Consider the following 23,946-nt stretch of genomic DNA (forward strand, 5'->3'; position numbering starts at 1 on the left):
CAGCGCGATGTGCTGGCGAGGGATGCTGCCTCCCATCGGAAACATGCAAGTTTATGTAGCCTCAAGATAGCTCGACGCCAGTCGCCTCATATAGATGCCGATCAAACCAGGCGCCCACGAGCGCACCGATGCCTTAGGTCGGGGCCATTGCGAAGGCGCCACGCCCCTGTGTGCCAGGATTGTCTCGATGGCCCACCGCGCTGTGCATCGGCGCCGGCATGGACCGCATTCGCACAGATGAGGCCGATGGCGTCTGCCACCATCGGATTCGATCAGATGCTGACGAGCTCAGGTGCTGTTAGCTCCGCCTCCATCTCCTTCATATCCTCGAAGCGGTCGGCGATGCGCGGATGGGCGCGGCCGCCATCGGAGGCGCCGATCGCGACGACGATCTCGTCGGGGCCGGGCGCATCGGCGATCTGGAAGGTTGCCGTGATGAAATGCGAACGCTTGCCGGTCTCGCTCTTGTGGATCATAGGCAGCGAAATCAGCGCGCCCGGCGCGGTGCGCGTGTTGGTGAAGCTCAGGAAGGCGGTTCCCGAGACCGCCTCGCGGAAGGTGTTGCCGAAGCGCAGCGTATGGATGAGCGCCGAAGCGTGCTCGATCTCGCCATTTACGCCGACGATCGCGGCCTTGCCATAGGCTTCGACCCGCTCCCCCGGCAGCACGGCGATCAGCCGGCGCGTCATCTCCAGGCCGAGCGGGCGCGCGATGCGCATGATCTCGGGACGAAGGTTCTCGACGAAGCCCTGGCCGGCCCAGGGGTTCTTCACCACTGCCGCGACAACCGTCATGGTGATCGGACGCGGCGCCGCCTTGCCCCCCTCGATTATCGTCTCCTCGACGAAGGTCGCGATCTTGCGCACCCCGATATCCATGGCCCTCTCCCGACAGCTCAGTGGCGATGACGGCCGAGGCTAGTGTTCGTCAGCCGGATGTCTTCCTATGATTGCGAGGAAGCTTGGCCGTTGGAATGCTGCGAGGCTGCGCAAGATAGGAAGGGGGACGAAGTGCTTACGCCTGTTTCGCAAATGCATTCGCTCAGGGAGGTGGCGAGCCGGATCAACTCCGGCGTCGATCTCCCCGGCATCCTGTTCGACCTGGTCAAGGCGGCCTGTGACCATGGCGGCTGGAGCATGGGCTCGATCATGTCGATCGACGTAGGGCATGGCTACGCCCATGTCTCCGTGCGTCATGACCCGACGCTGCTGCGACGCCAGCTCGAGGATCGCTGGGAACTGGCGACGAGCCCGGCGCTCTTGGCGTTGCGGACGGGAGAGCCGGTCTACATCCCCGACGCACGGGCCTCGGAGGAATTCCCGGGCTACCGGCGCGAGGCCTTCGAGCGCGACTACCGTTCGGTTCTGGTGATGCCGCTGACCAGCGTCGATGCCGAAGGGCGCCCGATGGTGCTGAGCCTCATCTCGCGCGACATCAAGCCGCTGCCCTCCGACGACCTCGCCTTCATGGGCATGATCGCCCATCTCGGCGCGATCGCAGTCGAGCGCGAGCATCGTTTATGGGCAGAGCGGCGCGCAGCAGAGGAGCAGCGTCGCGCGCTGCATGCCCAGGGAGCCTTGCTGCAGGAAGTCCTGTCGGGCGGATCGGCGGAGGCCCTGGCGGCTCGGCTCGACGAGTTGCTGCGATGCGCGGTGCTTGTGGTGGATTTCGCCGAAAACGGACTCGTCGCCGCAGGTTCGCCAGCCCCCGTCTCCTATGACGAAGCTGCGTGGCGCACCTTGTTGGCGACGGGGCAGGCCGATCCCGTCATCGCCACGGTCAAGGCCGCGGTGGCCGACGGCGAGGCAAAAATTGGCAGCATCTCCATCGAAGCCAACGGCGGAAAGCTGGTCTTGCCTGCCTTGATCGAGCCCTTGAGCGTCGATGCGGATATCGTCGGTGCCCTCGTCCTGTTCGACGCCGAGCCGGGCGACGATCTGCGGCGGCTCATGCTGGACAGCGCCAAATTCGCGCTGAGCGTCCAGATGATGCGCAGCGTGATCCAGTTCCGCTTCGAGACACGCACGCTGACCGAGTTATTCTTCGAGATCGTCGAACGGCGCTGGCGCGATCCGGAGGACATCGCGCGCCGCGCGCGCCATCTCGGCCTGCCACTGTCGCGCGCGCTGCGGATGCTGGTCGTGGATCTTCCCGGTGCCGCAGGCGGCGAGCGCGAGCCGCTGGAAGCCCATCAAAGCGTCCAGCGGCTCGCGCGGCAACATGGCCTGAGCTGCCATGTCATCACGATCGGAACCGGCTTGGTCTGCCTGCTCCCAGCGCAGGCGGGCGAGGAGCGAGAGCGGCTCGACCGTTTCGCGCAGCGCCTGGTCGAAACGCTGCGCCATGGCCCGCGTGGCGAGCCCATCGCCGTCATCGGCGGCGTCTGTGACGGGCTCGACGCCTATTCCGGAGAATGGGAGCGGGCCTGGCGAATGCTGCGGATCGCGCGCAGCTTCCGGCGCAGCGGCGTGCTTTCGGCGCTCGATTTCGGCCCTTTGCCGATGCTGATTGGCGCCGCCGATTCGGCCGAGGTGCGGGCCTTCGTCGAGGGCAGCATCGGCCGGGTAGCATCGCATGATCGCGAGCATGGCACGCCCTATCTGGAAACGCTGACGGCCTATCTGCGCGCCGGCTGCCGCAGCCAACCCTGCGCCGATGCGATGGGGCTGCACGTCACGACGCTGCGCTATCGGCTCGCCCGGATCGAGGAACTGTTCCAGATCAATCCGGACACGCCGGAAAGGCGCTTTACCCTCGAACTGGCGTTGAAGATGCACGACGTCATTGAAGGCCGAACCGCCGCTTACCCCTGAAGCGGCGAATCCTTTTGCCTGCGTGTCCTCCGTTTCGGAGGAAGAAAGGCTGCGGGCGGCTGCCTAGCCTCATCCTCATTGGTGACGAGCACCGAAGAGGATCGCCATGCTGGCGACGGCGCCCCAACATTCCACCACGATCGACCCCGTCGCCTTGCGGCGGGCTTTTGGGACCTTCCTGACTGGCGTCACGATCGTCACGACGCACGACACCGAGGGTCGTCCGCGCGGCATGACCGCGAATTCCTTCACCTCCGTCTCGCTGGATCCGCCCTTGTTGCTGGTTTGCGTCGGCAAGGGGGCGTCGAGCTTTCCCGCCTTCGAAACGGCGGATTGCTTCGCGGTCAACCTGCTGCAGGAGGAGCAGAAGGATCTCTCGAACCTCTTCGCCTCCAAATCTCCGGATAAATTCGCCAACGTCGCTTATGACAGCGTCCATACCGGCGCGCCCGTACTCGGCGATTGCCTGACCTGGTTCGACTGCAGCCTGCACCAGCGCGTCGATGCCGGCGACCACATCGTGCTGATCGGCCAGGTGCAGGCATTCGGCACCAGCCCCTCCGCGCCGCTGGCCTTCTGCCGCGGCCGCTATGCGGCGGTGAAGGACCCGCTGCCGCCGGGCTGGCTCGCGTCGAGCAGCATGATCGTCAACTACCTCGTCGAGTCCGACGGCAGGCTCCTGCTCTGCCGCGAGGGCGATGGCGGCTGGGCCCTGCCGCGAGCGACACGCCGCATTCTCGACGGAAGGCTGCCGCTCGCCAATGGCGAGAGCCTGCCGCTGCTGCCGGAGGACACCTTCCTCTATTCGGTGTTCGACGTCGCCGATGGCGATCCAGGTCATCTTGTCTACCGGGCGCGACTCGCAGGTAATGCCGGCGACATTTGCCTGCCCGAGGGCGTGCGCTTCTTCGGCTTCGACGAGTTGCCCTACGAGCAGATCCTGACACGGGAAACCCGCAGCGTTCTTCGCCGCTATGTCAGCGAGAGCAACGGCCGCCGCTTTGGCATCTACATCGATTCCCATGACGGCGGACGCTTCGCGATGGTCGAGGACACCCGGCCCTGGGCCGGCATTCCGCAACTCTGGGAGCGCGGCGGCGCATCATGAAGACGACGGTCGAAACCCTTCAGGGCTCGCGCATCGGGCATTTCATCGACGGCTCCTTCGTCGCGCCGCAAGGTGGCGTCTACGCGCCGAGCTATGATCCGACCACGGCCGAGCCATGGTACGAGTTCGCCCTGGGCGATGCCGGCGATGTCGACGCCGCCGTCCGCTCGGCCCGCGCCGCGCTGATCAACCCGGCCTGGCGGCGCATGACGCAGACCGATCGCGGCAAGCTGGTACGCCGGCTCGGTGAGCTCGTTCTGGCCCATGCCGAGGAATTGGCCCAGCTCGAATGCCGCGACAACGGCAAGCTGATCAAGGAGATGCGCGCCCAGATGCGGGCGATCCCGGACTCCTACGGCTACTTCGCGGGGATGGCCGACAAGCTCCAGGGCGACACGATCCCGGTCAACAAGCTCGACACGCTGAACTTCAACCTGCGCGAGCCGATCGGCGTCGTCGCGATGATCATCCCCTGGAATTCGCCGCTGATGATGCTGACGGGCACGCTGGCGCCCTGCCTCGCCATCGGCAACACGATCGTGGTCAAGCCCTCCGAGCATGCCACGGCCTCGGCGCTGGCGCTGGCGGAACTGGTGATCGAGGCCGGCATTCCGCCTGGCGTCGTCAATGTCGTCACCGGCGACGGCATGACCACCGGTGATGCGCTGACCCGCCATCCCGGCATCGCGAAATACGTCTTCACCGGCTCGACCGACACCGGCCGCAAGATCGCCGGAAACGCAGCGGGCAATCTCGTGCCCTGCCAAATGGAACTCGGCGGCAAGTCGCCTCATGTCGTGTTCTCGGATGTCGACATCGAGCGCGCGGTCAACGGCGTCGTCTCCGGCATCTTCGCTGCGGCCGGCCAGACCTGCGTCGCCGGTTCCCGCTGCTTCGTCGAGGCGCCGGTCTATGACCGCTTCGTCGAGGCGCTGGTCGAGCGCACCAGGCGCGTCAAGGTCGGCCATCCCATGGCCGAGGACACCGATATCGGGCCGCTCGCGCTCGCGGCGCAACTCGACAAGGTCGAGCATTTCGTCGGCTCCGGCGTGCGCGAGGGCGCCAGGATCGCCGTCGGCGGCCGCAAGCCGCAGAACGAGGCGCTGGCGCGCGGCTGGTACTACGAGCCGACGGTGCTGACCGAAGCGCGCAACGACATGAGTTTCATGCGCAACGAGATCTTCGGCCCCGTCGTCGGTGTCGTGCCCTTTTCGAGCGAGGAGGAAATGATCGCGCTCGCCAACGACAGCGAATACGGGCTCGCTTCCGGTATCTGGACCCGCGATATCGACCGAGCCATGCGCTTCGCCCGCAATGTCGAGGCTGGCACCGTCTGGATCAACACCTACCGCTCGGCCGCCTTCATGTCTGCGAACGGAGGCACGAAGAAGAGCGGCTATGGCCGCCGCGGCGGCTTCGAGGTCATGCGCGAGTTCTCGCGCCTGAAGAACGTCGTCATCGACTACTCGGGTGCCATGCAGGACCCGTTCGTCATCCGCCTGCGCTGATGCGCTGTCCCGCACGTTTGCACGGAGGCAAGCCATGAAATTCGCTCTCTCGATCAATATGGAGCGCTTTTCACCCGATGAATCGATGCAGGACGCCATGTCCAACATGCTGGGGCTTGCCCGCATGGCCGACGAGGGCGGCTTCGAGACGTTGTGGACCGCCGAGCATCACACCATCGAATGCACGATCTCGCCGAATCCGTTCCAGACGCTGGGCTGGCTCGCCCAGCATACCAGCCGGATCAGGCTGGGCACGGCGACGCTGGTCGCGCCCTACTGGTCGCCGATCCGGCTGGCCGGCGAGGCGGCGCTCTGCGACCACCTGACCGGCGGCCGCCTCGAAATCGGCATCGCGCGCGGCGCTTATCAATACGAGTTTGACCGCATGGCCGGTGGCATGCCCCAGCAGGAGGGCGTCGCCTATATGAAGGAACTCGTCCCCGCGGTTCAAAAGCTCTGGGCGGGCGACTACGCCCATGACGGGCATTACTGGCGGTTCCCGCTCGCGACCTCGGTACCCAAGCCGCTGCAGAAGCCGCATCCGCGCATCTGGGTCGCGGCGCGCGATCCCGGCACCTTCGACTGGGCCGTCGGCATTGGCGCCAGTATCCTCTCGACCCCGCTTTCGGCGCCTGTTGCGGAGATCGGAGTACTCGCCGAGAAGTTCCGCAAGGCCTGCGCCGATAATCCCGAGCGCCCGCGCCCGAAATTCATGATGCAGCGCCGCACCTGCGTCTATGACAGCAGGCAGGATTGGCAGGAGATCGTCCGATACAGCGTCGATTACGGGCGCTATTTCGAGAATCTGATGCAGAATATCGGTACGGTGAAGAACGGCTTCCCCGAGGCCGTGCCATTCGAGACGGTCGCCAATCGCGGCAGCTACGACCCAAAGGCGATCCGCGATAACCTCGTCTTCGGCACGCCGGAAGAGGTCATCTCCAAGCTCGAGGTCTACGAGGCCGCCGGTGTCGACCAGTTCTGTCTTGGCCTCTCCTACAATCTGCCCTTCGAGTTGCAGGTCCGGACGCTCAGGCTCTTCATCGACGAGGTGATGCCGCATTTCGCAGCCCGCGAACGCGAGGCCGCCCGTCCGCGCTTCGCTGCGGTCGGGGCCTGACGGCGATGGCGGATGCGGCTGCCCTGACACAGGCGCCTGACGTGAGCGGCACGCTCCTTCGCGACGGCGTCGAGCTGAACTACCGGCTGAGCGGCTCGGGCGGTCTGCCGCTCGTGCTGGTTCATGGCGTCGGCTCCTATTGCGAGTCCTGGGACGGGGTGATCACGCGGCTGTCCGACCGCTTCCGCATCTTGAGCTTCGACCTGCGCGGCCATGGCCGCTCGGCGCGGGTCAAGGGCCGCTATGAGATCGACGATTTCACTGGCGACGTGCTCGCGCTTGCCGATCACACCGGCTTCGGCCGCTTCGATCTCGCCGGTTTTTCGCTCGGCGGCCTGATCGCGCAGCGCCTCGCTCTGACCCACCCCGAGCGGCTGCGGCGGCTGGTGCTGCTGTCGACGGTCTCTGGCCGGACCGACGAGGAGCGGGAGCGCGTGCTGGCGCGCCTCGCCGCGCTCAAGGCCGGCGATCGCGGTTCGCACTACGACGCCTCGCTGTCGCGCTGGCTGACCGAGGATTTTCAGGCGCGCAATCCCGAGCTGATCGTCGAACTCCGCCGCCGCAACGCTGAGAACGATCCCGATTGCTACGCATCGGCCTACCGCGTGCTGGCCGAGACTGATTTCGGCGGGTTGATCGACCAGATCCGGCTGCCGACACTGATCATGACCGGCGAGCACGATCAGGGCTCGAACCCACGCATGTCGCGCTACATGCATGAGCGCATTCCGGACTCCCGGCTGCACATCCTGCCGGGGCTGCGTCACTCCCTGCTGAACGAGGCACCCGGCCAGGTTGCTGCGCTGATGCGGGGCTTTCTCACCGAAGCCGCCGAGGAGGGCCGCGCGTGATCGTCGAGGAGCGCATCTACCGCATCCGAACGGGCAGGATGGGGACCTATCTCAAGCTTGTTCGCGAGGAAGGGCTCGCGATCCAGCAGCCCATCCTCGGCCGCCTTATCGGCTACTTCACCACCGAGATCGGTGCTCTCAGCCAGGTCACGCATCTTTGGGCCTATGAGGATCTGGAGGACCGGCGGCGCAGGCGCCAGCAGCTTGCCGACGAGCCGCGCTGGCAGGCCTTCCTGCCCAGGCTTTCCGAGAACATCGAGCAGGCCGAGAACAAGATCCTGCTGCCGACCGACTTTTCGCCGCTGCGCTGACCGCGCAGCGCTCCTGGGAGAACGGGCGGAAGGTCGACCCCACCGGACAATGAGAAGGGGAACAGCGGTGAGCGAAAGGCTGCGTATCGAAAACCTCTACAAGGTTTTCGCCAAGGACCCGACCGAGGCGCTGCAGATCCTGCGCGGCGGCGGCACGAAGGACAGCGTCTTCGGGAAGCTCGGCCAGGTTGTTGGGCTCGATGGCGTCTCGCTCAGCGTCCCGTCCGGCGCGATGTACATGATCATGGGTCTGTCCGGCTCCGGCAAATCGACGCTCGCACGCTGCGTCAACCGGCTGAACGAGCCCAGCGCCGGGCGCATCCTGCTGGACGGCCAGGACATCGTGCCGCTCTCCGAGAAGGCGCTGCGCGAGGTCCGGCGCACGCGGATGTCGATGGTGTTCCAGCACTTCGCGCTGCTGCCCAACAAGCGCGTCATCGAGAATGTCGAGTTCGGGCTGAAGCTGCGCGGCGTCGCGCCGGCCCAGCGCCGCAAGCGCGCCGAGGAGATTCTCTCCGTCGTCGGGCTTGCGCGCTGGGGCTATCACCTGCCGCATGAGCTGTCGGGCGGCATGCGCCAGCGTGTGGGGCTCGCGCGGGCCCTCGCGACCGATGCCGACATCCTGATCATGGACGAGGCCTTCAGCGCGCTTGATCCGCTGATCCGCACCGAGATGCAGGACGAGTTGCTGCGCCTCCAGCGCACGCTGAACAAGACCATCCTGTTCATCACCCATGATTTCCAGGAAGCGCTGAAGCTGGGCACCCGCATCGCGATCATGTCGGAAGGCAAGCTCGTGCGCGAGGGCACGCCGCAATCGATCGTGCTCGAGCCGGGCAGCGACTATGTCGCCGCCTTCACGCGCGAAGTCGACAGGGCACGGCTGTTCGACGCACACTCGGTGATGAAGGCGCCGACCGTGCTCTGGCGCGGGCCGAACGGCATCGTCGTCGGAGGCGCCGGGGGCGGCCTCCTGCTCGACCAGCAGGAGCATGTGGTCGCCGGACTCGGCGAAGCCCAGATCGCCACGCTGAAGCAGACCGGCGAATTGCCGGCCGGGCGTGGCCCTTATCTCTGCGTTCCCGAGGGCGCCAGGCTCGTCGATGTCGCGCGCAGCTACCGCGCCGATCACGCCATGGGCGTCGTCGACGACAGTGGCAAGCTCGTCGGTCTGCTCGGCGCGGAGCAGATACTCGCCCGTATCGCCAACCTGCCGAGCCCGGGAGAAGCCGCATGATCAAGGCTGACGATCTCGCGATCTTCCCGGTCGACCAGTGGATCCAGGACGGAGTCCGCTGGCTGGCCCTGAACCTGCGGCCGCTGTTCCAGGCGATCAAATGGCCGGTCGAAAGTCTGCTCGGCTTCAACGACTGGGCGCTGCATGCGATTCCGTTCCCCGCGATGCTCCTGCTGATCGGCTTGATCGCTTGGCGCAGCGCCGGCCGGGGCGTCGCGGCCTTCAGCGTCGTGTCTCTGATCGTCATCGCCATGCTCGGCGTCTGGACCGAGGCGATGACGACGCTCTCGCTAATCACGACCGCGATCGTTTTCTGCGCGGTGATCGGCATCCCGATCGGTATTCTCTGCGCCCGCAGCGACCGGGTCTGGAACGTCGTCCGCCCAATCCTCGACATCATGCAGACTACGCCTACCTTCGTTTACCTCGTGCCGGTGGTGATGCTGTTCGGCGTCGGCACTGTCCCGGGCGAGGTCGCGGTGGTCACTGCTGCGGCTCCCCCGCTGATCCGCTTCACCAATCTCGGCATCCGCATGGTCGAGCACGAGATCGTCGAGGCTGGTCTCGCCTTCGGCGCGGACAGCCGCCAGTTGCTCTGGGAGATCCAGCTTCCGCTTGCGATCCCGTCCATCCTCGGTGGGCTCAACCAGACCGTTCTGACCGCGATGGTGATGTCGGTCGTCGTCGCGATGATCGGCGCCGAAGGGCTCGGCCTCGTCGTGCTCCAGGGCCTCGGGAGGCTCGATGTCGGCCGCGCCGCCATCGGCGGCATCGCCATCGTCCTGCTGGCGATGATGCTCGACCGCATCACCCAGAAACTCGCCGAGACGAAACGTGATCAGCGCACCTCCCTGCTTCAGGCGCTGATGCGCTTCCTGCGGGGAAACCGCCGCGAGGAGATCACCGCGCCTGCGCCGCCGGAGGCCAGCCGACAGGCGGCGTGACCGACCGATTTCAACGAAGAACCCGCCCACAAAGGGCGGGCCGGGGACAAGACCAGCCATAACCGAAGAGGAGAACGCGATGATCAGCCTGTCAGCCAGACCGTTTATCAAGACTGTTGCCGCGGCGGCGCTCGCCGCAGTCGCCCTGCAGGGAGCGGCGTTCGCCCAGGCCTTGCCGGGCAAGGGCAAGACCGTGCGCTACGCCCAGAGCGACAGCCTCGGCGCCAATTACGTGACTGCCCAAATCATCAGCCGGGCGATGAAGGAGCTCGGCTACGAGGTGAAGCTCTCGACGCTCAACACGACGCTGTTCTTCCAGGCTGCAGGGCAGGGCGATCTCGACCTCGCCACCGACGTCAACATGCCCCAACGCGAACCCGCCTTCCGGGCCGTCGAGAAGCAGGCCGAGCTGCTCGGCAGCGGCATGATCGTCGGCGGCGGCATCAACGGCTACCTCATCGACAAGAAGACCGCGACCGCACACAACATCACCACGCTGGTGCAGATGAAGGATCCCAAGATCGCCGCGCTGTTCGGCAAGGATGGGCGCGCGGACCTGATCAACTGCGACCCGGGTTGGAGTTGCGGCGACGTGGTCGACTTCCAGCTCGACAAGTTCGGCCTCAAGGACACCGTCCGCTCGGTGCGCGGCAAATACGAGACCCTGATGGTCGAGGCCGTGGCGCGCGTGAAGCGCGGCGAGCCCGCCTTCTTCTATGCGTGGAGCCCGTCCTGGGTGAACAACGCGCTGATCCCGGGCGAGGACGTCGTCTGGTTGCCCACGCCGGAGGATGCGCTGCCGCCGAACGTGCCGAACCGCGGTTCAGCCCTGGTACCGGGCGTCAAAGGCTGCGCCGGCGGAGCCGATCCCTGCCGCATGGCGATGTCGTCCTGGAACTGGGCCTCTGTCGCGAACAAGCAGTTCGTCGCGGCCAACCCGGCGATCAAGACACTGATCGAGCAGATCAAGTTCCCGCTCGCGAGCTGGTCGGCCTGGGAGTTCAACATCAACAAGAACGGCGCCAGCAGCGCCAACATCAACCGCATGGCCGATGAGTGGATCACCCAAAACAAGGCCATGTTCGACGACTGGGTGGCGAAGGCCAGAGGCGGCGTCTAATCGCAACTTGTAGGGAAAACGACAACAGTTCGGAATCGCATGCCCGGCTTGAGATGCCTCCAGGAAGGCTGCTGGAGGCCTCTCGGCGCAAGGCACCCCCATTCGCTCGCCCAACAGCGTCTGCTTCCTGGCGGGCGACAAGGTCAGCTATTGGCGCTTGCCGCTGATCGAGATCAAACTGTGCGTGCTCGTGCTATTTGTGTTTCACGTCGACTGCCAATGTGAGCTCGTCGATGCGTGGCTGGTAGAACACCTTGCCTCGCGTCGCCCAGATGTTCTTGAAGTGGTAGAGCGGGAGGATGGCGACGTCGGTGGAGACCAGCTTCACCGCGTCGAGCACGAGGGCCTCGCGCTTGGTGTCGTCGATCTCGGCGATGGCGCTGGCATTGAGCGCGTCGAGCTTCGAATTGGAATACTGCGCCCAATTGTAGAGGCCCCAGCCGGTCTCCTTGTTGCGCGTGCCGACGAGATCCCTGAGCAGGCCCGTGCCTTCCATGGAATTGTTGCTCCAGCTCCCGAGATAGGCGGTGAACTGGCTTTTGGCGCCTCGCGACGAGTAGACGCTGAAGGGGATGGCGTCGATCGCGGTGTCGACGCCGATGCGGCTCCACATCTGCGCGATCGCCTGCGCGACCTCGACGCTGTAGGGCACCCGGTCGTTTGAGGTCGAGAGCGTGATCTTGAAGCCGTTGGGGAATCCGGCCTCGGCCAGAAGGCGCTTGGCCTTTTCCGGATCATAGGCCGGGACCGGGGTCTTGGGATCGTATCCCATGATCCCGGGCGGCAGCCATTGGCCCGTGGGATTGGCGGTGCCCAGCATGATCCGCTCCGTGATGCCGGCACGGTTGATCGCGATCGAGAGCGCCTCGCGGACCTTCTGGCTGGTCAGCGGCGACGGATCGAGCTTGGCGCCCTTCTTGTCCGTTATCGGCGGCGCATCCTCGGCCGGCTTGATCATCGGGACGATGTAGTTGACGCGCATGCCAGCGACCGAGGCAACGTGGATGTTCTCGGACTTCTCGAGGCGCGGGAGATCGCTGGCGGAGGGCGTGTCGATCAGGTCGAGATCGCCGGACAGCAGGGCGGCCGTCCGTGCGGCGGTATTCGGGATCAGCCGGATCGTCAGCGTCGTCCAGGCGGGCTTCTCGCCCCACCAGTTGTCGTTGCGGGCGAATTCGACGCGCTCGCCGGGCGTATAGCTCACCAGCTTGAACGGGCCGGTGCCGATCGCCGCCTTGCCGCTGTTGTAGTCGGCCGTGGTCGCATCGGTGCCGGCGTGACGCGAGACGATGGCGAGGCGGGTGAGGTCGCTCGGCAGGTTCGGCACTGGCGACGTGGTGGTCAGGCGGATCACGGTGGGGCCGACGACCTCGGTGTCCTTGATCGGCCGGATGATGCCGGCGAAGCCGCCGAGATTGTTGGGAACGTCGATGGCGCGCTTCAGGGTGAAGGCGACGTCGTCGGCCGTGAAGGGCCTGCCGTCATGCCAGGTCACGCCTTCGCGCAGCTTGAACTCCCACACGGTCGGGGAGATCGCGCGCCATTCCGTAGCGAGACCGGGAGTGAGCTTGCCCTCCGGGCTGCGATGCACCAGCCGGTCGAACATGTGGAACGCGACCAGGTTGTTGGGCGTCGTGCTGTAGAAATGAGGGTCGAGCGAATTGACCGCTCCGCCGATTCCCATGGTCAGCTTCTCGGCGAAGGCAGGCGCGGCGCCCAGGCACAGAAGGAGGGTCGAGGCGAGCGCGAGGCGCTTTACCGGCGAGGTGAGGGTGGCAGCCATACGCGATCCCCTTATTATTGGTATATAATAATTGATATTTGAAGACGATTTTTGCTGACTGTCAAGCGAGCGCAAGCCCGATTGCGCGCGAGCGACGCCCGCACGTTGAAACCCAGAGATTCCGACTGAGTGAGCGGGCGCCGAGGCCCGGCTCAGGAGGCGAGCGTTTCCGTCGCTTTCGTCGCGGCCTCGAGCACGAGCGGCGCGAGTTCGGCGATCGCGGTCTCGCGGCTGTAGCGCGTGGTCAGGGTCGAGAGGTTGATCGAGCCGATCGCGCGGCCGGCGCGATCATGAACCGGCGCGGACACCGAGATGCTGCCCTGTTCCATGTTCTTCTCGGTGACGGAGAAGCCGACCGCCTTGGCCGCTTCGAGGATGCGCATCATCTCGGCCGCGTCGCGCGCCTTGGTGCGCTGTGACACCGAAGGGGCGGACGCTTTCCAGACCTTCTCGACATGGCTCGGTGCGGAATGGGCGAGCAGCATCTGGCCGGACGAGGAGGAGAGTGCCGGAAACCGGGTGCCGATGGGGAGGTTGACCGACGAGATATGCGTGCTCGGTATCGTTGCGATGATGACGATGTCGGCGCCGTCGACCTCGACCCAGGAGATCGTCTCCCGGGTCTTCTCGCTCAGGATGCGCATCTGCGGATAGGCCGCTTCCAGCCCTTGGTTCGACGAGCTGGCATTTTGCGCGAAACGGAAGACCTTCCGCGACAGGCCGTAGCGCTTCGTCTGGGCGTCGCGATCGAGATAACCGAGGCGCTCGAGCGTATAGATGAAGCGCTGCGAGGCGCTGCGGCCGAGCCCCGTACGGATCGCGATGTCCGACAGGCTCAGCGTCGCGGCCGTCTTGTCGAAGGCCTCCAGGACCTTCATCGCCTTGGCGACGGAGGCGACGAAGAGGCGCTCGTCGATCTCCGGCGCCCCTTCGCCGCGGTCGGCCAGGGGTGCGGCTGGCGCAGATTTCGACATCGACGACACCATGGTGTGCGGAGACCTTTCGCGGGGCTGTCCAAGCTGTAGCAGCTTCGTCCGGCGCCTCAACCCGCGCCCGGGCCGAACGTTCCGGCGAAGCGCTGCTTGAGGAGGTTCTTCTGGATCTTGCCGAGCGTATTGCGCGGCATCTCGTCGACCAGCTCGATGCGCTTGGGCACCTTGTAGCCGGCCAGCGAAGATCGGAGCGCCGCGATCGCTTGCTGCGGATCGAAGGGTGTGCGGCGGTTCGCCAGCTGCACCACGGCGACGACGGCCTCTCCGAAATCGGGGTGCGAAACGCCGATCACAGCGCTTTCGGTGACCGCGTCCAAGGCGTTGAGCGCAGCCTCGACTTCCTTGGGGTAGACGTTGAGGCCGCCGGTGATGATGAGATCGGCGCCGCGACCGAGCACGCTGACATGGCCCTCCTCGTCGACGCGGCCGAAATCGCCGGTCACGAACCAGCCGTCGCGGAAGGCGGCTGCCGTCTTCGCGTCGTCGCGCCAATAGCCGAGGAACGGAAAAGGCTGCTGCAATTCGATCATCCCGACCGTTCCGGCCGGCACCTCCTGTCCGTCCTTGTCGACGATGCGAAGCCGCGAACCCGGCAGCGGCAGGCCCGACGTATCGGGGCGGCGGTGATCCTCGAAGCGGTTCGAGGTGGCGATCAGGGCCTCGGTCAGCCCGTAGCGGTCGAGGAGGCGATGGCCGGTGCGGGCCGCGAAGGCCTCGAAGGCATCGGCCCGCATCGGCGCCGAACCGGTGACGAACAGGCGCATCTCGGTGCAGAGCTCCCGGCCGAAACGCGGGTCGGCCATGAGGCGGCTGTAATAGGTCGGGACCCCGGCGAAGATCGTCGCGCGGGGCAAGGCGGCCAGCACCGCCTCCGTCTCGAATTTCGACAGCAGGATCATCGCGGCGCCTCCGGCAAGTGCCGGCGTCGTCGTGCCGAAGAGCCCGTAGGCCATGGGGTTGGCGTGGAGCAGGGTATCGTCCGGGCCGATCCGCCAGCAGGCGGCGAGCGCGCGTGCGTTCCAGATCACGCTGCCGGCCGAAAGCAGCGCGCCTTTCGGCCGGCCCGTCGTGCCGGAGGTGTAGACCATGGCGTTCGCGTCGGACGGCGAAACCGCCGTGAGTTCGTCCAGCCCTTCGATTCCGCGGCTCCCCTCGGTCAGCGTGCCTGCGCCCTTTGCGTCCAGCGTCAGCACTCGGTGCGTTCCGGCCGAGCCGACGCAGTCGCGCCGCGAGGGGTCGCAGACCACCGCCACCGGCTCGGCGTCCCGGAGGATATGGCTGATTTCAGCGTCGGTCAGGCCGATATGGACAGGCAGATAGACGGCTCCGAGCCTGCAAACCGCGAGATAGAGCAGGATGCCCTCCGGCGATTTCTCCAGAAGGCCGGCGACGAACCGGCCTTTCGCGACGCCGAGTCCGGCCAGCAGGCCGGCGTAGCGGGCGGTGATGTCCGCCGCCTCGCCGAAGCGGAGCTGCCGCCCGGCCGCCGTTTCCATGAAGACGCGCGCCGGATCGTGCTCCCGGCCGAACAGGGCGCCAAACACGTTCGCGTCGGTGGGCACGGTGATCTCGGTCATCGTCGTCGTCCTGTCGGCGTTCCGGTTCAGCGCCCGGTGAAGACCGGCTTGCGCTTCTCGGCGAAGGCGCGCGTGCCTTCGCGATAGTCCTCGCTGCGATCGGCGGCCTCCGACAGCGCCGCGACATTGGCTGCAACATCGGCGAGGCGGCCCAGCTGAATCGCGTCGCAGGCGAGCTTGGCGGCCCGGATCGAGAGTGGAGCATTGGCAAGCATGGGCGCGGCGAAGCGTAGCGCCGCCTCGACGACATCGTCCTCGACGACGTCCGACACGAGCCCGCAGGACAGCGCCGCCTCGGCCCCGATCAGAGCGCCGGTGTAGAGCATATGCCGCGCCATCGAGAGACCGGCCGTCGCGGCGAGGAGCTGCGTGCTGTCGGCTGGATAGACCAGGCCTAGCTTTGCCGGGGGCACGCCGAAACGCGCGGTCGCGTCGGCGATCCGGAAATCCGCGCGCAGCGCCAGGGTGCAGCCGCCGCCGACGCAGGGTCCACTGACGGCCGCGATCACAGGTACGCGTGCCGCCGACACCGCCGCGTAGCAAGCCATGATGCCGTCCCAATAGACCTGGCGCGCCGGAGGATCGTCGCGCACGACGGCGAAGGCGCCAATCTCGTCGCCGGCGCAGAATGCGCCGCCACGGCCGGTGAGAATGATGGCACGCAGCGCATCGTCGGCATGAAGCTGCGTGAACGCGCCACCCAGTTCGCGCCAGGCCTCGCCGCTGAGCGCGTTGCGCTTGGCCGGACGATTGATCGCGACGATCGCGACCGCGCCGTGGCGCTCCAGTTCGATGTCGGACAAATCAGCCTCCGTGTCTCGCTCGCCCTGGCTTGACACATATCCGAACATAATATCAATATTCAATCACTGTTATTGTAATTCGATACTTCCTTGGCCGACATATGCGCGTCGACCGGGCGAGCATTCCGGGGTACGACATGCAGACCGACGCCATCACGATCGGGCAGCTCTGGGACAGGCGCGCTGCCGCGGATCCCGCACATGTCTATTGCCGCTTCGGGGAGCGCGACTGGTCCGTCGGCGAACTCGATGGCCGGATCAACCGGCTGGCGAACGCGTTGCTGGCGATGGGATTGCGCAAGGGCGACCGTGTCGCCGTGATGCTGCCGAGCCATCCCGATCACATCGTCACCATCTTCGCGCTGGCGAAGGCGGGACTGGTCCGCATCCCCGTCAATGTCCATCTCAAGGGCGCCTCGCTCGACTTCGTCTTCGATCGCTTCGCGCCGCATGCGCTCATCGCCGATCGCAGCCATGCCGAGCTGCTCGCGCCGATCACCGCGCGGCTGCCGGAGCTCAAGCTGGTCTGGCGCGGGGGCGACGGTCCGGGAGAGTTTTCCCGCTTGATCGATGCCGCTTCGCCTGGCCGGCCGCCCGTCGATGTGCTGGCCGACGACATCATCGCGATCACGCCGAGCTCCGGCACCACCGGCGAACCGAAGGGCGTGCTGAAGAGCGACCGCAGCCTGCGTGCGGGGCCGATGGGGACGCTGGCGCTGACCGGCGCCAGGGCTGGAGACGTCTTCCTGCTCTGGGAGCCGTTGCATCATGGGGCCGGCGTCGCCGTGCTGATCGCGGCGCTGATGGAGCCGATCACGCTCGCCATGGTCGAGAAGTTCAGTGCCTCGCAGTTCTGGGACCAGGTCCGGCGCTACGACGTCACGCATATCCACTATCTCGGCGGCGTCCTGCCGCTGCTCCTGAAGCAGCCGGAAAGTCCCCTCGACCGGCAGCACAAGGTTTGCATGGCCTGGGGCGGCGGCTGCCCGATCGATGTCTGGCGGGCCTTCGAGGAACGCTTTGGCGTCGTGTTGCGCGAGGGTTACGGGCTCTCGGAAATGACGACCTTCGTCACGATCAATCCGGAAGGCCGGCTCGGTTCTTGCGGGCGCGCCCTGCCGTTCTACGATGTGAAGCTGCTCGGCGAGGACGGGCAGGAGGTGCCTGTCGGCGAAGCGGGCGAGATCGTCGTCAGGCCGCGCGAGGCCGAGCTCGCCTTCAAGGGCTATTTCCGGATGGAGGAGGCGAGCGCCGCGCTGGTCAGGGACGGCTGGTTCTCGACCGGCGACCTCGCCCGGCGCGACGAGGACGGCTTCCTGTTCTATGCCGGCCGCAAGAAGGACAGCGTGCGCCGGCGCGGCGTCAACATCTCGGCCTGGGAGGTCGAGCGCATCATCCTTACCCATGACGACATTGAAGAATGCGCGCTGATCGGCGTGCCGAGCGAACTCGGCGACGACGATCTCAAGCTGTTCATCCGCGCGGCCGGCGGACGCAGCCCCGATCCGCTGGCGTTGATCCGCTGGTGCGAGGGGCGGATGCCGTATTTCCAGATTCCGCGCTATATCGAGAGGATCGACGAGTTCCCGAAGACGCCGACGCAGCGGATCAAGAAGAGCGATCTCAGCCGCAGCACCGAGGCCGCTTTCGATCTCGAGCGCTCCGGGCATCGGATCGGCAAATAGCGGCCCCAGCCTGCAGATGAGCGGACGGCGCGAAATCAGATGAATGGCAGCACCACCGAGGCGCGTGAGATGGGCGAGCGCAGATCATGAGCGCCTGGCTGCTGCGGCGCCTGCTGCAGGCGATCTTCGTGGTGATCGCCATGACGGTGATCGTCTTCATCGGTATCAGCGTGATCGGCGATCCGGTCGAGACGCTGATCTCACAAGATGCCGACCAGGGCGAGAGGCTGCGCACCATTGCCGCCTTCGGCCTCGATCGGCCGCTCTGGGTCCAATATCTCTCCTTCCTGAACGGCGCGATCCACGGCGATCTCGGGCGCAGCTTCGTCTATAACGAGCCTGCCCTGCAGGTCATTCTCCAGCGCATGCCGGCGACGCTCGAACTGGCGGTCGCGGCGATGTTGCTGGCGATCGTGATCGGCATCCCGCTCGGCTTGTTCGCCGGGGTGAAACCGCATTCGCCGGTCTCCAAGGCGATCATGACCGGCTCGATCCTCGGCTTCTCGCTGCCGGGGTTCTGGGTGGGACTGCTGCTCATCATGGTCTTTGCCGTGCAGCTCGGCTGGTTGCCCTCCGGCGGGCGCGGCGAGACGCGCGCGTTCCTCGGCATCCAATGGTCGTTCCTGACGCTGGACGGGCTGCAGCACATGATCTTGCCGGCGCTGAATCTGGCGCTGTTCAAGACCTCGCTGGTGATGCGCCTCGTCCGCGCCGAGGCGCGCGAGATCATCCCGCAGGACTACATCCGCACCGCCCGCGCCAAGGGACTTTCCGAGCGCGCGGTCGTGAGCAGGCATCTGCTGAAGAACATCATGATCCCGGTCGTCACCATCGTCGGGCTCGAATTCGGATCGGTGATCGCCTTTTCCGTCGTCACCGAGACGATCTTCTCCTGGCCGGGCATGGGCAAGCTGATCATCGACAGCATTCATGTCCTGGATCGGCCGATGATTGTCGCTTATCTGATGATCATCGTCCTGCTCTTCGTCGCCATCAACCTCCTGGTCGATTGCCTCTACGCGGTGCTCGACCCGCGCGTGAGGACGAGCCGATGAGCGCGCCGGCCTCGCTCGATCAAGTCGTCCCGCCGCGCGCCTCGGGCTTCAATCGATTCGCACGCGCCTTCACCGCCTCGCGCACCGCCGTGGTCGGCCTGACGCTGCTGGCGGTCGTCGTCCTGCTCGCGCTCCTCGCTGCCTGGATCGCGCCGCAGAACCCCTACGACCTGACTCAGCTCGACATCCTGGACGGACGCATGCCGCCCGGCTCGACCTCGGCGAGCGGCATGACGTTCTGGCTGGGCACCGACGACCAGGGGCGCGACATGCTCTCGGCCATTCTCTATGGCCTGCGCATCTCGCTGTTCGTGGGCGTGACCTCCGCCGTGGTCGCGGCCGCGGTCGGCGCCCTGCTCGGCCTCTTTGCTGCCTATGCCGGCGGGCGGATCGAGAGTGCCTTGATGCGCCTGGTCGACCTGCAGCTCTCCTTTCCGGCGATCCTGATCGCCTTGATGATCCTCGCCTTTCTCGGCAAGGGCGTGCTCAACGTCGTGCTCGCGCTCGTCATCGTCGAATGGGCTGCCTATGCGCGCACGGCCCGGGCCAGCGCGCTGATCGAGAGCCGCAAGGAATATATCGAGGCGGCCAGGGCGATGGGCGCCTCGCCCTGGCGCATCCTGCTGCGGCACCTGCTACCGAATTGCCTGACGCCGTTGATGGTGATCGCGACCGTCCAGGTGGCCCGCGCCATTGCGCTCGAAGCGACGCTGTCCTTCCTGGGGCTCGGGGTCCCGGTCACCGAGCCGAGCCTCGGCATGCTGATCGCCAATGGCTACCAGTACATGCTCTCCGGCAAGTTCTGGATCAGCTTCTATCCGGGCCTCGCTCTGCTGTTCACCGTCATCGCGATCAACCTTGTTGGGGATCGGCTGAGGGACGTTCTCAACCCGCGTGGAGCAAGCTGACAGGCTGGCAGCACCGCGGCTGAGGCGACGCGGGCAGGAAGCGCTCGGCTTCATCGAAACCCCGCCGGCTTTCATGCGGCGATCAGGACAACGGACGCAATTCTTTTCAATGCGAGGCAACAAGAGCTGCCGCGGGCAGTTGGCTTGAGAGACGCATCCGAAAGAACATGATGTCGAAGCTGGTTGTCCTGATCGTCGAAGATGAGCCGCTCCTCCGGATGGACGCAGCCGACTTCATCGCGGAAGCCGGATTCGAGGTGGTCGAGGCTGCCCATGCCGACGAAGCCATCGCCATCCTGAATGCCCGCCGTGACATCGCGGTGGTATTCACGGATATCGAAATGCCGGGCTCCATGGACGGCATGAAGCTGGCGCACGCCGTGCGCCTCGGCTGGCCGCCGGTCCTCATCGTGGTGACGAGCGGACGCGTCCTGCCCCCGGAAGGCGATCTGCCGGCGAATGCTCGCTATCTCAGGAAGCCGTACCGGCCAGCCGAGGTGATCGAAGCCTTCCGGGAAGCGGCTTGATCAGTCGGCGGTGAGGGCTTCGATGGGCCCACGGAGCGAAAAGACCACGCCGGCCGGCTGATAGTCCATCCCGGCTGTCCCGCTGAAGTATCCGGCCAAGGCCCGTTCGATCATCCGCGATCCGAAGCCACGGCGGCTGGGCGGCTCGACGGGAGGGCCGCCGCTCTCGCGCCACTCGAAATTGAACTCGCCCTCCAGGACCGACCACGTCACGTCGATACGTCCGTCGTCCTGGCTGAGCGCGCCATATTTCGTGGCGTTGGTCGCCAGTTCGTGGAGCGCAAGCGCCATCGCCAGGGCGGTCTTCGACGAGAGCTCGACGGCCGGACCTTCGATCCGGAAGCGCGACAGGTCGCCATGCCCCTTCAACGATTCTGCGACGAGATACTTCAAGCTCGCCCTTGCCCAGGCGGTCTGTGTCAGGATGTCCTGCGCCGAGGCCATCGTGTTGAGCCGCGCGGTGAAGGCTTCCTTGACGGCGTCAATCTCGGCGCCGCCACGGATCGTCTGATTGGCGATCGCCTGGATCATGGCGACCGTGTTCTTCATCCGGTGCTTCAGCTCGAGCGCGAGCAGGCGTTGCCGTTGCTCGGCTTCCTTGATCGCCGTGATGTCGCGCGACACCGACAGGATCGCCTCGGGCTTGCCGTCCGGACCGATGATCGGGCCGACCTGGACATCCCAGAAGCGAGGATTTCCGGCAAACGTATTGGCGATGCCCTGGAAGCGATAGCTGCGGCCGGCCCGCGCTTCCTCGAGCGCGAATTTGGCGTCTGCGTTGCCCTCATCGGTCCAGAAATCAGGCCAGGGACATCCCTTGATCGCGTTGAAGTCGCTGACCTCCATGATGCGCTGGCCGCCCTCGCTCATGAAGGACAGCCCGCCGGCAAGATCGATGACCTTGATGCAGTCGTCGGACGCCGCCAGCAGGCTGCGCATGAAGCGTGCGTCTCGCAGTTCCGGCGTCGTCAAAATATCCCCGCTCTCGCTCCGCTTGGCGGGGCATTCCCAATTTACGCCATGTACGTGCCACGCGGCCAGATCGATGTCCCTGTCATTTGACATGCAGGACTGTCCGACTCGAAGCTCGGGAGCGGGCCTCGACGAGGAACAAAGAACAGCGCGGGCCGTTCATCCTCGATGACCGATGCGATCAAATCCCAGGACGGCCAGACACACGCTGCGACACACGCCCCGGTTCACGACATGGATCGGTCGCTTCCGCTGGATTCGCCCAAGAATGTCACCCGCAAGAGCCAGCAACTGAAAGCGCGCGCCGTTGCAGGGCGGCATATCGACGAAGCGCTCTCCGACGTGCCGATCTCTGACGAAACCAAGGCTTCGCGGAAGGCGAAACTCATCGACATGCCGGCCGGCACCCCGGATAAGCGCCGCCGCAAGCGGCCGGAATAAAGCTCAGCTTCGTTCCCTGGCCGTGACGGAAGCGGGGCGGTTCGTCACGATGCCGGCTCCTCGTCACGATCGCCGGGTTGCGCGCGCCTGCAAGTTCCACGGGTGAAGCGTTCGATCTCGGCAAGCGCCTCATCCAGTGTCCGATAGGGTTCGAGCTTCATGCTCGCCATCGTCTGCACCGCATGACCGGCGGGCTGGATTCGAAACGCGCCCGGGCTTTCTTCCACAACCTGCCCCATCTCCCGGCCAAGCAGATCGGTCAGCAGCCACGCCGCCTCGCCCGGTTTAGACGTCACGTCGATATCCAAGACAGATTCCTTCGGTTCGTTGCTTGCGACCGCGACGGCCTTGGCTTTCATTTCGGGCGCTTGCCGGCCTTCGGCGTTGCTGCCGCGGTCGCGCGGTCGAGGGCTTCCTTCTGGAGCCGCTGTTCCTTCAGCCTGGCCGTATTGGCGTCGCGGGCCTGATTGACGCCTTCGGCTTCCGACAGGATGCGATTGCGCGACAGGGCTTGTGTCTGCGTCTTGAGGAATGCGGCTTCCGCCTGGGTGCGGGATTTCGAATGTTCGGTCATCTGCTTTCTCCTGATAGGCGGCTGCGGCCGCCCCTTCTGTCCGGTCGCTGATGCCAGCGAACCCATGATCGTCACCGGGAGCCGGATGCCGGCGATTTCGTTGTCGAAAGGACGATCTGGTCGTGACCGATCGCCCTCTCATGTCCGTCAGCGCCTCTGACGCGATACTGGCGCTCTCCGCTCTCGCGCACGGGCATCACGCGAAAGACCTCATAATCTCCCTCTCCCGACCGGTCGGCGAAGCCGAATGAGAGGTTCACGATATCGCCAACCTTGATGATCCGTTCGGTCATGGTTTTTCACTTTCGAGGGCAAGTTGGCCGCCGGGACGCCGTGCGTCTTTGCGACGGGTATCCAGGCGCGCGTCGCAAACGTCCATCGCATCCAGCAGCGCGGCGATACCAACGCACGACGACCCTCGACGGATCGGGATGCAGGTACAAGGCCTGCCTGTTCAGGAAACTGGGCTGGGACAAGATGTCCGCCGATCTGTTTGTGCAAGATCGCCGAAGGCTCAGGCGTGCAAGACCCGAAGCGGCGCCAGTTTCGGCCGATCCCCGCCGACGCGGGCAAACTGGCGAATCTCGGCGAGACTGATCAGACAGGATACCACGGATTCGCCGCCGCTGTTCTCATTTGACCGATCGCGATGCAGGCGGTCGCGGCAGGCGCCGGCATCGAGGTCGACCAGCGATAATGCGAGATCGCTATCGCCCCGGAAACCAGGCAAAGGCACGCGCGGCTTCAGCACACGCCCCCGGCGCGCTGTCCCGAAAGCGTCGCGACCGCTCGGCTGACGTTGCGTTGCGCGCGGAACGGTCGCTGCGATCGCTTCAAGTCTTCGGCATGCCGAGCCTTTCGGCACAGGCCTTGGCGACCGCCGAGTCGGGCGATGTGCTGCCGATCATCGTGGCCCAGCCACCCTTGGCGATGAAATCGCCCTGGCTCCACGAGCTGATCTTCTTCAGCTCGGAGAGTGCGGTATCCGCGTTTGGCTGATTTTGGAAGTTGCTCACGCAGATCGGAGACAAGGCGGCGACAACGGCGTTCTCGGCTCTGAGCTTCGCCAAGCGCTCGCTCGACGCGGCTGTCGACCAGCCGCCCCAGGAAAATCCGACTACCGCCAGGGCGATCGCGCCACCAACGGCACCCCAGATGGCAGGCTTGGTTTGTGAAGGAATCTTCATGATATTTTCTTCCACCCTGCGGAAGAAAATCCTTCCGCAGAACATAATATCACACTTTAAAGAAATAATTCGTAATATTTTATTTTCAAGGACGATGACGAATATTTTCAATTATGTAGAAATTACGTGCGATACTTCGCGCTAAAGCTGCGGCCGGCGCCGATCGAAAACAGTAGGTCCTGAATTTTTCGCAGCTCAAATCTCTCTGCAAATCGCAAATCGCTTGAAATCTCTGGGCGGGAGCGATCCAGCGGCGATGGCGGTGCTCGGGCGCTATGGGCTTGTCCCGGATTCGGGCGGACCCCGGACACCGATCAGGGCGGACCTTTCTCCTCCATCCGGGCGCGATAGGGCGGCCAGAGCCCTGCATATCGTTCGCGGTCGCGCCGGATCGCCGACGCATCAGCCCGGGCGATCTTCACGGCATGGC

Annotated in this window: 25 protein-coding genes; 14 read left to right on the forward strand and 11 right to left on the reverse strand. The window is 65.5% G+C overall.

The window, feature by feature from the left end:
• Window positions 1-272 precede the first annotated feature (272 nt).
• The gene (locus GGC47_RS18545) at window positions 273-878 is read right to left on the reverse strand and encodes an amino acid synthesis family protein (RefSeq protein WP_113251872.1); all 606 of its coding nucleotides are present in this window, start codon (window positions 876-878) and stop codon (window positions 273-275) included.
• 132 nt (window positions 879-1,010) lie between these two features.
• On the opposite strand from GGC47_RS18545, the gene GGC47_RS18550 reads away from it, so the two are divergent.
• The 9 genes from GGC47_RS18550 (at window position 1,011) to proX (ending at window position 11,012) form a co-directional block, all read left to right on the forward strand.
• Window positions 1,011-2,813 (forward strand): helix-turn-helix domain-containing protein, encoded by a 1,803-nt coding sequence (locus GGC47_RS18550; protein WP_429068590.1) that lies wholly within the window; start codon window positions 1,011-1,013, stop codon window positions 2,811-2,813.
• A gap of 106 nt (window positions 2,814-2,919) precedes the next feature.
• A complete protein-coding gene (locus GGC47_RS18555; protein ID WP_429068591.1) occupies window positions 2,920-3,921 on the forward strand; it encodes a flavin reductase in 1,002 nt (333 codons plus the stop codon).
• Window positions 3,918-5,429 (forward strand): aldehyde dehydrogenase, encoded by a 1,512-nt coding sequence (locus GGC47_RS18560; RefSeq protein WP_142023273.1) that lies wholly within the window; start codon window positions 3,918-3,920, stop codon window positions 5,427-5,429. The genes GGC47_RS18555 and GGC47_RS18560 overlap by 4 nt, the downstream gene beginning before the upstream one ends.
• A 34-nt stretch (window positions 5,430-5,463) precedes the next feature.
• Window positions 5,464-6,549, forward strand: coding sequence for an LLM class flavin-dependent oxidoreductase (locus tag GGC47_RS18565; protein ID WP_429068592.1), 1,086 nt, complete (start codon window positions 5,464-5,466; stop codon window positions 6,547-6,549).
• A 41-nt stretch (window positions 6,550-6,590) separates the two neighbouring features.
• Entirely contained in the window at window positions 6,591-7,400 is an 810-nt protein-coding gene (locus GGC47_RS18570) for an alpha/beta fold hydrolase (protein WP_370954803.1), read from the forward strand.
• Window positions 7,397-7,711, forward strand: a complete 315-nt coding sequence (locus tag GGC47_RS18575; protein ID WP_038367094.1) for an NIPSNAP family protein — start codon at window positions 7,397-7,399, stop codon at window positions 7,709-7,711. Before GGC47_RS18570 ends, GGC47_RS18575 begins: the two co-directional genes overlap by 4 nt.
• A gap of 67 nt (window positions 7,712-7,778) precedes the next feature.
• A complete protein-coding gene (locus GGC47_RS18580; protein ID WP_142023276.1) occupies window positions 7,779-8,948 on the forward strand; it encodes a quaternary amine ABC transporter ATP-binding protein in 1,170 nt (389 codons plus the stop codon).
• Window positions 8,945-9,892, forward strand: a complete 948-nt coding sequence (locus GGC47_RS18585; RefSeq protein WP_142023277.1) for an ABC transporter permease — start codon at window positions 8,945-8,947, stop codon at window positions 9,890-9,892. The genes GGC47_RS18580 and GGC47_RS18585 overlap by 4 nt, the downstream gene beginning before the upstream one ends.
• Window positions 9,893-9,971: 79 nt before the next feature.
• Complete coding sequence (gene proX / locus GGC47_RS18590) at window positions 9,972-11,012, forward strand: glycine betaine/L-proline ABC transporter substrate-binding protein ProX (protein WP_142023278.1); 1,041 nt, start codon at window positions 9,972-9,974, stop codon at window positions 11,010-11,012.
• 193 nt (window positions 11,013-11,205) lie between these two features.
• On the opposite strand, the gene GGC47_RS18595 is transcribed toward proX, so the two are convergent.
• The 4 genes from GGC47_RS18595 to GGC47_RS18610 form a co-directional block, all read right to left on the reverse strand.
• A complete protein-coding gene (locus tag GGC47_RS18595; protein WP_038367104.1) occupies window positions 11,206-12,795 on the reverse strand; it encodes an ABC transporter substrate-binding protein in 1,590 nt (529 codons plus the stop codon).
• Window positions 12,796-12,947: 152 nt separating this feature from the next.
• Entirely contained in the window at window positions 12,948-13,769 is an 822-nt protein-coding gene (locus tag GGC47_RS18600) for an IclR family transcriptional regulator (RefSeq protein WP_038367107.1), read from the reverse strand.
• A gap of 68 nt (window positions 13,770-13,837) precedes the next feature.
• Window positions 13,838-15,364 (reverse strand): AMP-binding protein, encoded by a 1,527-nt coding sequence (locus tag GGC47_RS18605; RefSeq protein ID WP_142023279.1) that lies wholly within the window; start codon window positions 15,362-15,364, stop codon window positions 13,838-13,840.
• Between the two features lie 26 nt (window positions 15,365-15,390).
• Window positions 15,391-16,167 carry an enoyl-CoA hydratase/isomerase family protein gene (locus GGC47_RS18610; RefSeq protein WP_185748066.1) on the reverse strand — a complete coding sequence of 259 codons (777 nt, stop codon included), beginning with the start codon at window positions 16,165-16,167 and terminating at the stop codon, window positions 15,391-15,393.
• A gap of 137 nt (window positions 16,168-16,304) precedes the next feature.
• On the opposite strand from GGC47_RS18610, the gene GGC47_RS18615 reads away from it, so the two are divergent.
• The 4 genes from GGC47_RS18615 to GGC47_RS18630 all read left to right on the forward strand — a co-directional run bounded on the left by GGC47_RS18615 (window position 16,305) and on the right by GGC47_RS18630 (window position 20,342).
• Window positions 16,305-17,852: an AMP-binding protein gene (locus GGC47_RS18615; RefSeq protein ID WP_142023281.1), complete on the forward strand. Its 1,548-nt coding sequence runs from the start codon at window positions 16,305-16,307 to the stop codon at window positions 17,850-17,852.
• Window positions 17,853-17,938: 86 nt separating this feature from the next.
• On the forward strand, window positions 17,939-18,907 hold the full coding sequence (locus tag GGC47_RS18620) for an ABC transporter permease (RefSeq protein WP_142023282.1): 969 nt from the start codon (window positions 17,939-17,941) through the stop codon (window positions 18,905-18,907).
• On the forward strand, window positions 18,904-19,815 hold the full coding sequence (locus tag GGC47_RS18625) for an ABC transporter permease (protein WP_038367113.1): 912 nt from the start codon (window positions 18,904-18,906) through the stop codon (window positions 19,813-19,815). Before GGC47_RS18620 ends, GGC47_RS18625 begins: the two co-directional genes overlap by 4 nt.
• Before the next feature lie 167 nt (window positions 19,816-19,982).
• Window positions 19,983-20,342 (forward strand): response regulator, encoded by a 360-nt coding sequence (locus GGC47_RS18630; RefSeq protein ID WP_370954802.1) that lies wholly within the window; start codon window positions 19,983-19,985, stop codon window positions 20,340-20,342.
• Here the strand turns inward: GGC47_RS18630 and GGC47_RS18635 are convergent, their stop codons facing one another.
• Entirely contained in the window at window positions 20,343-21,281 is a 939-nt protein-coding gene (locus GGC47_RS18635; protein WP_185748067.1) for a sensor histidine kinase, read from the reverse strand.
• A 201-nt stretch (window positions 21,282-21,482) separates the two neighbouring features.
• On the opposite strand from GGC47_RS18635, the gene GGC47_RS18640 reads away from it, so the two are divergent.
• Entirely contained in the window at window positions 21,483-21,755 is a 273-nt protein-coding gene (locus GGC47_RS18640) for a hypothetical protein (RefSeq protein WP_038367116.1), read from the forward strand.
• Between the two features lie 44 nt (window positions 21,756-21,799).
• Here GGC47_RS18640 and GGC47_RS18645 read toward each other — a convergent pair whose 3' ends face one another.
• From GGC47_RS18645 to GGC47_RS18665, 5 genes are all read right to left on the reverse strand, one after another.
• On the reverse strand, window positions 21,800-22,114 hold the full coding sequence (locus GGC47_RS18645) for a hypothetical protein (RefSeq protein ID WP_051988416.1): 315 nt from the start codon (window positions 22,112-22,114) through the stop codon (window positions 21,800-21,802).
• The gene (locus GGC47_RS18650) at window positions 22,111-22,329 is read right to left on the reverse strand and encodes a hypothetical protein (RefSeq protein ID WP_038367119.1); all 219 of its coding nucleotides are present in this window, start codon (window positions 22,327-22,329) and stop codon (window positions 22,111-22,113) included. The genes GGC47_RS18645 and GGC47_RS18650 overlap by 4 nt, the downstream gene beginning before the upstream one ends.
• A 71-nt stretch (window positions 22,330-22,400) precedes the next feature.
• Window positions 22,401-22,622: a hypothetical protein gene (locus GGC47_RS18655; protein WP_038367122.1), complete on the reverse strand. Its 222-nt coding sequence runs from the start codon at window positions 22,620-22,622 to the stop codon at window positions 22,401-22,403.
• 221 nt (window positions 22,623-22,843) lie between these two features.
• Window positions 22,844-23,080: a hypothetical protein gene (locus GGC47_RS18660; protein ID WP_038367125.1), complete on the reverse strand. Its 237-nt coding sequence runs from the start codon at window positions 23,078-23,080 to the stop codon at window positions 22,844-22,846.
• Window positions 23,081-23,162: 82 nt separating this feature from the next.
• Window positions 23,163-23,627 carry a hypothetical protein gene (locus GGC47_RS18665; RefSeq protein ID WP_370954801.1) on the reverse strand — a complete coding sequence of 155 codons (465 nt, stop codon included), beginning with the start codon at window positions 23,625-23,627 and terminating at the stop codon, window positions 23,163-23,165.
• Window positions 23,628-23,946: the final 319 nt, after the last annotated feature.

It is taken from the genome of Allobosea sp. OAE752 (assembly GCF_050433265.1).
In the GTDB taxonomy this organism is placed as follows: Bacteria; Pseudomonadota; Alphaproteobacteria; order Rhizobiales; family Beijerinckiaceae; genus Allobosea; species Allobosea spartocytisi.

Coding starts and splice junctions, on each gene's coding strand:
- proX (WP_142023278.1), top strand. CDS start 9,972: ATGATCAGCCTGTCAGCCAGACCGTTTATCAAGACTGTTGCCGCGGCG.
- GGC47_RS18635 (WP_185748067.1), bottom strand. CDS start 21,281: ATGCGCAGCCTGCTGGCGGCGTCCGACGACTGCATCAAGGTCATCGAT.
- GGC47_RS18600 (WP_038367107.1), bottom strand. CDS start 13,769: ATGTCGAAATCTGCGCCAGCCGCACCCCTGGCCGACCGCGGCGAAGGG.
- GGC47_RS18595 (WP_038367104.1), bottom strand. CDS start 12,795: ATGGCTGCCACCCTCACCTCGCCGGTAAAGCGCCTCGCGCTCGCCTCG.
- GGC47_RS18565 (WP_429068592.1), top strand. CDS start 5,464: ATGAAATTCGCTCTCTCGATCAATATGGAGCGCTTTTCACCCGATGAA.
- GGC47_RS18655 (WP_038367122.1), bottom strand. CDS start 22,622: ATGACCGAACGGATCATCAAGGTTGGCGATATCGTGAACCTCTCATTC.
- GGC47_RS18650 (WP_038367119.1), bottom strand. CDS start 22,329: ATGACCGAACATTCGAAATCCCGCACCCAGGCGGAAGCCGCATTCCTC.
- GGC47_RS18555 (WP_429068591.1), top strand. CDS start 2,920: ATGCTGGCGACGGCGCCCCAACATTCCACCACGATCGACCCCGTCGCC.
- GGC47_RS18545 (WP_113251872.1), bottom strand. CDS start 878: ATGGATATCGGGGTGCGCAAGATCGCGACCTTCGTCGAGGAGACGATA.
- GGC47_RS18585 (WP_142023277.1), top strand. CDS start 8,945: ATGATCAAGGCTGACGATCTCGCGATCTTCCCGGTCGACCAGTGGATC.
- GGC47_RS18625 (WP_038367113.1), top strand. CDS start 18,904: ATGAGCGCGCCGGCCTCGCTCGATCAAGTCGTCCCGCCGCGCGCCTCG.
- GGC47_RS18620 (WP_142023282.1), top strand. CDS start 17,939: ATGAGCGCCTGGCTGCTGCGGCGCCTGCTGCAGGCGATCTTCGTGGTG.
- GGC47_RS18615 (WP_142023281.1), top strand. CDS start 16,305: ATGCAGACCGACGCCATCACGATCGGGCAGCTCTGGGACAGGCGCGCT.
- GGC47_RS18645 (WP_051988416.1), bottom strand. CDS start 22,114: ATGAAAGCCAAGGCCGTCGCGGTCGCAAGCAACGAACCGAAGGAATCT.
- GGC47_RS18605 (WP_142023279.1), bottom strand. CDS start 15,364: ATGACCGAGATCACCGTGCCCACCGACGCGAACGTGTTTGGCGCCCTG.
- GGC47_RS18630 (WP_370954802.1), top strand. CDS start 19,983: ATGATGTCGAAGCTGGTTGTCCTGATCGTCGAAGATGAGCCGCTCCTC.
- GGC47_RS18560 (WP_142023273.1), top strand. CDS start 3,918: ATGAAGACGACGGTCGAAACCCTTCAGGGCTCGCGCATCGGGCATTTC.
- GGC47_RS18640 (WP_038367116.1), top strand. CDS start 21,483: ATGACCGATGCGATCAAATCCCAGGACGGCCAGACACACGCTGCGACA.